We start from the raw sequence: 6,301 nt of genomic DNA on the forward strand, positions 1-6,301 counted from the left end.
GTGGACTTGCCGGAGCCGGACTCGCCGACCAGGCCGAGCGTCTCGCCGGGGTGCACGGCGAAGGAGACGCCCTTGAGCGCGTGCACCGCCTGCTTCCCGCGGCCGAAGACGACCGAGACGTCCGTCAGTTCCACCGCCGCTTCCCCCGCCGGTGCCGCCGACGCGGGTGCCTCGGACGCGGGTTCCCCGGACCCGCCGGACGCGGCGCCGTCGCCGGGTTCGGCGACCGTGAGCCGCGGGACGGCGGACAGCAGCCGCTCGGTGTACGCGTGACCGGGCCGCAGCAGCACGTCCTCGACGGGCCCCGTCTCCACGATCTCGCCCCGGTACATCACCGCGACCCGGTCGGCGAAGTCCGCGACGACGCCCATGTTGTGGGTGACCAGCAGGACCCCCGTGCCGGTCTCCGCCGCGAGCCGCCGCAGCAGGTCGAGGATCTCGGCCTGCACGGTCACGTCGAGCGCCGTGGTGGGCTCGTCGGCGATCAGCAGCGCCGGGTCGTTGGCGATGGCCATGGCGATGACGACGCGCTGGCGCTGACCGCCGGAGAGCTGGAACGGGTAGGCGCGCGCCCGCTGTTCGGGCTCGGGGATGCCGACGCGGCGCAGCAGGTCGACGGCGAGCACGGCCGCGTCCGCCGCGGACATCCGCCGGTGGTTGCGGATCACCTCGGCGATCTGCTTGCCGACCCGGGTGAGCGGGTCGAGGGCGGTGGCCGGTTCCTGGAACACCATGGACACGCGCGCACCGCGCAGCCGCGACAGCTCCTCCTCGTCCGCGCCGACGATGTCGGTGCCCGCGACGACGGCCGTGCCGGTGGCGCGCGCGTTGCCCGCGAGGAGCCCCATGGCGGCGAGCGCGACGGTGGACTTGCCGGAGCCGGACTCGCCGACCAGGGCGAGCGTCTCGCCCGGCGCGACGCTCAGGGAGACCCCGCGCACGGCCTCGACCGTGCCGGTCTCCGTGGTGAAGACGACGCCGAGATCGGCGAGGTCGAGGACGGTCTCCCCGGCGGCGGGCGCGGCCGGTCGTCGATCGGCGCTCATGCGCGTCCCCTCACGTCGAATGCGTCCCGGAGTCCGTCTCCGATCGCGTTGAACGCCCACACCACGAGGATGATGGCGAGGCCGGGCGGCACGATCAGCCACCAGTAGCCCGAGTAGGCGGCGGTCATGCCCGTCGAGAGCATCCCGCCCCAGTCGGTGGACGGGGGCTGGACGCCGAGCCCGAGGTAGGACACGTAGGCCACCAGCAGGATCGCGTCGGCGATCTGGAAGGTGGCGGCCACGATCACCGTCGACACCGAGTTCGGCAGGATGTGGCGGGTGATGGCGCGCGCGTGGCTGCCGCCGATCGCGCGCAGGGTGAGGACGAAGTCCCGGTTCTTCAGGGTCAGGGTCTCGGCGCGCACCAGCCGCGAGGGCACGAGCCAGGAGATGAGGCCGAGGATCACGACGAGGCCCGTCAGGTCCGGCGTCGTGATCGCGGAGACCACCAGCAGGATGAACAGGGCGGGGATGGCGATGCCCGCGTCCACCACGCGCATCATGACCGCGTCGACCCAGCCGCCCGCGTATCCGGCCGCGGCGCCCCACAGGGTGCCGATGACGGTGGCGAGGACACCGGCCGCGAGCCCGACGGTCAGCGACACCTTGCCGCCGAACATCAGCCGGCCCAGCTCGTCGTGGCCGACCGCGTCGGTGCCGAGCCAGTGGGAGCCGCTGGGCGACTGGTTGACCTGCTGGAGCAGCGTGTGCGTCTGGTCGGTGGAGTAGAGCAGCGGGCCCACGAAGCAGAACAGGACGAAGAGGACGACGACGCCGAGCCCCACCACGGCGAGGCGGTTGCGCAGGAAGCGGCGGACGGCGAGCCGGGTGCCGGACGCGGCCGGTGCGGACGCGGCCACCGGCCGGTCCGTGGAGGTGAGGGAGCTCATGACCGACCTGCCTTCACTCGGGGGTCGATGACGCGCTGCAGGACGTCGGCCAGGAGCGATCCGATCACCGTGGCGACCGAGATGACCAGGACACAGCCCAGGAGCACGGGATAGTCGGAGGCCTGGGCCGCGGTCCAGAACAGCAGGCCCATGCCCGGGTAGTTGAAGAGCTGCTCCACCACCAGCGCACCGCCGAACAGGACGGGCACGTAGTAGCCGAGCATGGCGACCACCGGGGTCAGTGAGTTGCGCAGGACGTGCCGGGTCAGGACCGCCCGGGGGCGGGCGCCGCCGGCCCGGGCCGTGCGCACGTAGTCCTCCGTCAGGTTCTCCAGGGTCGCCGAGCGCATGTAGCGGCTGAAGACGGCGACCATCGTGGCCGCGCCCGCCACCACCGGCAGCACCAGGCCCTGGGGGTGCGACAGGACGGCGCCGACGCTGTTGCCCTGCGGCGCCTGCGCCGGGAACCAGGGCAGCACCTGGCTGAAGACGAGGACCAGGATCAGGCCGAGGAAGTACACGGGCGTGGAGTACGCGATGAAGCTGAGCGTGGTGATGACGTAGTCGACCGGCTTGTTGCGGCGCACGGCCTGCCACACGCCGAGCGGCACCGCGAACAGCAGGCCGATCGCCGCCGAGAGCACCGTCAGCAGCAGCGTCTTCGGCAGCCGCTCGGTGATCAGCTGCGAGACCGGCTCGTTGAGCGTGTACGACATGCCGAGATCGCCGTGGACCAGCTGGTTCAGGTAGTACACGTACTGAACCGGCAGCGGCTTGTCGAGGCCCTGCTCGTGGTTGAACGCGGTGATCTGCGCGGCCGTGGCCTGCGGCCCGAGGATGCCGCGGGCGGGCCCCCCGGGAAGGGCGTGCAGCAGGCAGAACACCACGACGGTCACGAGGAGGACCACCGCCAGGGCCTGCAGCACCCGCCTGATCAGGAAGGAGTATGTACTCATGGCTTTCCGGGGGACGGAGGAGGGACGGGGCACCTGCGGGTGAGTCGCACCGGTCGCGCGCTCACGTGGTCCACGCCCACATCGCGGGGTGGAAGTTGGCGAGGGAGTCCTGGGCGAACCCGCCGAGCCCGTCCCTGATCACCGAGACCTGGTAGTCGGGCTCGGGGAGCCAGACCACGGGCAGGTCCTCGGCGAGCGCCGTGCCGTACGCCGGCATCGCGTCGGGGGACGAGGAGGTGGTCGTCCGGTCGATCAGCCGGTCCACCGCCGGGTTGGAGTAGCTGCCGAAGTTGGAGCCGCCGCCGCTCGCGAACAGGGCGTCACCGCTCGGGTAGGCGGGGAAGTACCAGCTGCCCGCGCTGCCGAAGAAGGACAGCTGCCACGAGCAGCCGGGATCCTTCTCCTTGCACTGCCCGGTCTGCGAGAGCACCGAGTTGACCGGTGCCGTCCTGATGCCGAAGTCGATGCCGGACTCCTCGAAGGAGGACTGCAGCGCACTCATCATGTTGTCCGTCTCCGTGGAGCCGGACTGCGCGAGCACCTGCATCCGGAACGCGGTGCCCCGCGCGACGCCCTCGCCGCAGTGCCCCGCGCCCTCGCCGGGCGACGTGCACACCATGGTGCCGTCCTTCATCGTCCAGCCGTGGCCGGTGAGCAGCTTGCGGGCCCGGGCGGGGGAGTACGGGTAGGGCTCGGACTTCTGCCGGTCCGACAGGAACGCGGACGACTGCCCCTGCGGCACGGGCCCGAAGGTGGGGACCGCCGTGCCGTTGAAGAGCACCTCGGACAGGGTCTTCTGGTCGACGGACATCTGGACGGCCTGCCGGGCGTACAGCTGCCGGAAGACCGCGCCCATCTGCGGGTTGTTGAAGTTGTACGGCATGTACGTGACGGCCCAGCCGGACCAGCGCTGCACGTGGTACCCGAGGTCCGTGAACGACTTCTTGATCCCGAGGTCCGAGGCCCTGATGTAGCCGTAGTCGACCGTCCCGGCCCGCAGCGCGTTCTCCTCGGCGGCGACCGTGGTGAACGACAGCAGGTTGATCTGCCTGACGTGGGCGGCGCCCTGCCCGTCGTACTTCTCGTTCTCGGTGAGCTCGACCCGGCCGGACGTGGAGAAGGACTTGAGGGTGTACGGGCCGCTGACGGTCTTCCACAGCGGGTCGCTCGCGTAGCGGGAGATCTTCTTGCCCGCGTCGATCAGGTACGTCCAGACCTTCCTGGCGCCCGGGGTCGTCCGGTCGAGGTCGGAGACCTTCCCCGCGTCACCGGTCTTGTCCCACACGTGCTGCGGCATCGGGCGGATGATGCTCAGCTCGTTGGCGAGCATCCACTGCCGGTTGTAGGCACGGTCGAACTTCAGCGTGAAGTGCCGGTCGTCGATCGTCCTGAACGACGTCCAGGTGTCGGGGGCCTTGCCCGGGCTGTAGCTGGCCCACGACTTCTTGTTCGCCCGCACCAGGTTGAACCAGAACTCGACGTCCCGGGAGGTGACCGGCTCGCCGTCGCTCCAGTGCCGGTCGCCGAGGGTGACGGTGACGCTCTTGTTGTCCGCGGCGAACTCGGCGTCCGTCGCGAGCGAGTTGTCCTTGTTCCAGCCGATCTTTCCCGCGGAGCCGTCATAGGCGATCAGCGGCTCCCACAGGACCTGGGATATCGACGCGTTGTTCGTGTTCAGGTGGCCGGGCGTCCCGATCGGCACGATCCAGTTCGGGGTGAAGTTCGCCGGCAGGGCGTAGTTGATCTCGTTCTTCGAACCGGCCGGAGCCGCGATGCCGCCCGTGCAGCCACTGAGCAGCACGCCCACGGCCGCGCAGGCGCCGACGGCGAGCGCCCGGCGTCGGCGCGACGCTGTGCGAGCAGGGGACATGGATCTCCTCCAGGGGCAGGGGGCGGGCACGGGCCGGCGCGGCGAACTGCGTGCAGAGGTCAGCTAACGCCTGCCACGACGTCGCGTAAACAAAGTTCTGTAACAAGTAAGTATCTCCGTTTATGAAAAAAGTCCGGAGGCCCACAAGCCCGGAATCACCGGGTGAAAGGCCATTCACGGGACGCCGGATCAGGCGTACTGTCTCCACGGATCGCCCCTGCGGAAGTAAGCACGGAGATGAACGAAATAAGTACGCGAGGCCGGCGGCCCGCCGGCACCTCGACCCTCGCCGCGCGCGCCCTCGAGCTCATCGCCTCCGGCCGCGCCACCTCCCGCGCCCAGCTCGCCGAACTGCTCGGCGCCGCCGCCTCCAGCGTCTCGGTGGCCGTGTCCCAGCTCGTCATGCACGGACTCGTCGCCGAGGAGGGCACCCAGTCCTCCACCGGCGGCCGCCCCCGCAAGGTGCTCCGGCTCGGCGGCCAGGACGAGTACGCACTCGCCGCCGACCTCGGCGGCCGGCACGCCCGCATCGGCGTCGTCCTGCCCGGCGGCGAGCTCCGCGACGTCTCCACCGTCCCGCTCGTGATCGCCGACGGGCCGCAGGCCGCCCTCACCCGGCTCGCCGCCACCCTCGACGCACTCGTCGAACGGCACGGCCGCTCACGGCTGCGCGGCGTCGGCCTCTCACTGCCCGGCCCCGTCGACACCGCCACCGGACGCGTCGTCCAGCCCTCCCGCATGCCGGGATGGAACCGCTTCCCCGTCGAGTCCTGGCTCGCCGAGCACTTCGCGGTCCCCGCCGTCGCCGACAACGACGCCAACTGCATGGCCGTCGGCGAGCACACCGCGCGCAAGGGCCGCCACCAGCAGGTGATCATGGTCAAGACGGGCACCGCCATCGGCGCGGCCGCCCTCGTCGACGGCCGCCTCTACCGCGGCGGCACCGGCGCGGCCGGCGAGATCACCCACATCCGCATCACCCACGGCGACCACATGCCCTGCTCCTGCGGCAACACCGACTGCCTCGAGACCGTCGCCTCCGGCGCCGCCCTCGTACGGGTGCTGCGCGACGAAGGCGTCGACGTCACCACCGCCGAGGACGTCGTCCGGCTCGCCACCGACGCCCACCCCGAGGCCAACCGCGCCGTCCGCCGGGCCGGCGACTACCTCGGCCAGGTCCTCGCCGCCAACGTCAACTTCTTCAACCCCGACGCCGTCTACCTCGGCGGCATCCTCTCCACCGTCGAACCGTTCGTCGCCGCCGTCCGCAGCCAGCTCTACGAGAGCTGCCACCCGCTGGTCACCGAACACCTCGCCATCGAACGCGCCGTCCTCGGCGCCGACGCCGGACTCCTCGGCGCCGGGCAGTTCGCCCTCCAGCGGGCCCTCGCCCACGCCCTGCACCAGGTCGGCGGCGCCCAGCTCGACCCGGACCGGCTCCGGACCCCCGCCCCCTGACCGGATCGCACCCCCTCACCCGGTCCCATCCCATCCGGCCGTACTTCACCCGCACGAACGAGGAACCATGCCCCACCCCAG

The 6,301-nt window shown here is 71.2% G+C and carries 5 protein-coding genes; 1 reads left to right on the forward strand and 4 read right to left on the reverse strand.

What is annotated here, in order from left to right; genetic code table 11:
- The 4 genes from GTW43_RS34485 to GTW43_RS34500 form a co-directional block, all read right to left on the reverse strand.
- A partial coding sequence (locus tag GTW43_RS34485) for an ATP-binding cassette domain-containing protein (RefSeq protein ID WP_161305908.1) occupies positions 1–1,046 on the reverse strand: 1,046 nt, incomplete at its 3' end.
- The gene (locus tag GTW43_RS34490; RefSeq protein WP_161305909.1) at positions 1,043–1,936 is read right to left on the reverse strand and encodes an ABC transporter permease; all 894 of its coding nucleotides are present in this window, start codon (positions 1,934–1,936) and stop codon (positions 1,043–1,045) included. The genes GTW43_RS34490 and GTW43_RS34485, both read right to left, overlap by 4 nt.
- Positions 1,933–2,892, reverse strand: a complete 960-nt coding sequence (locus GTW43_RS34495; RefSeq protein WP_161305910.1) for an ABC transporter permease — start codon at positions 2,890–2,892, stop codon at positions 1,933–1,935. The genes GTW43_RS34490 and GTW43_RS34495 overlap by 4 nt, the downstream gene beginning before the upstream one ends.
- A 61-nt stretch (positions 2,893–2,953) precedes the next feature.
- A complete protein-coding gene (locus GTW43_RS34500) occupies positions 2,954–4,762 on the reverse strand; it encodes a peptide ABC transporter substrate-binding protein (protein WP_161305911.1) in 1,809 nt (602 codons plus the stop codon).
- Between the two features lie 237 nt (positions 4,763–4,999).
- Between GTW43_RS34500 and GTW43_RS34505 the strand changes: the two genes are divergently transcribed.
- On the forward strand, positions 5,000–6,220 hold the full coding sequence (locus tag GTW43_RS34505) for an ROK family protein (protein ID WP_161305912.1): 1,221 nt from the start codon (positions 5,000–5,002) through the stop codon (positions 6,218–6,220).
- Positions 6,221–6,301 lie beyond the last annotated feature (81 nt).

Origin of the sequence: Streptomyces sp. SID5785 (assembly GCF_009870065.1) — a bacterium.
Taxonomy (GTDB): domain Bacteria; phylum Actinomycetota; class Actinomycetes; order Streptomycetales; family Streptomycetaceae; genus Streptomyces.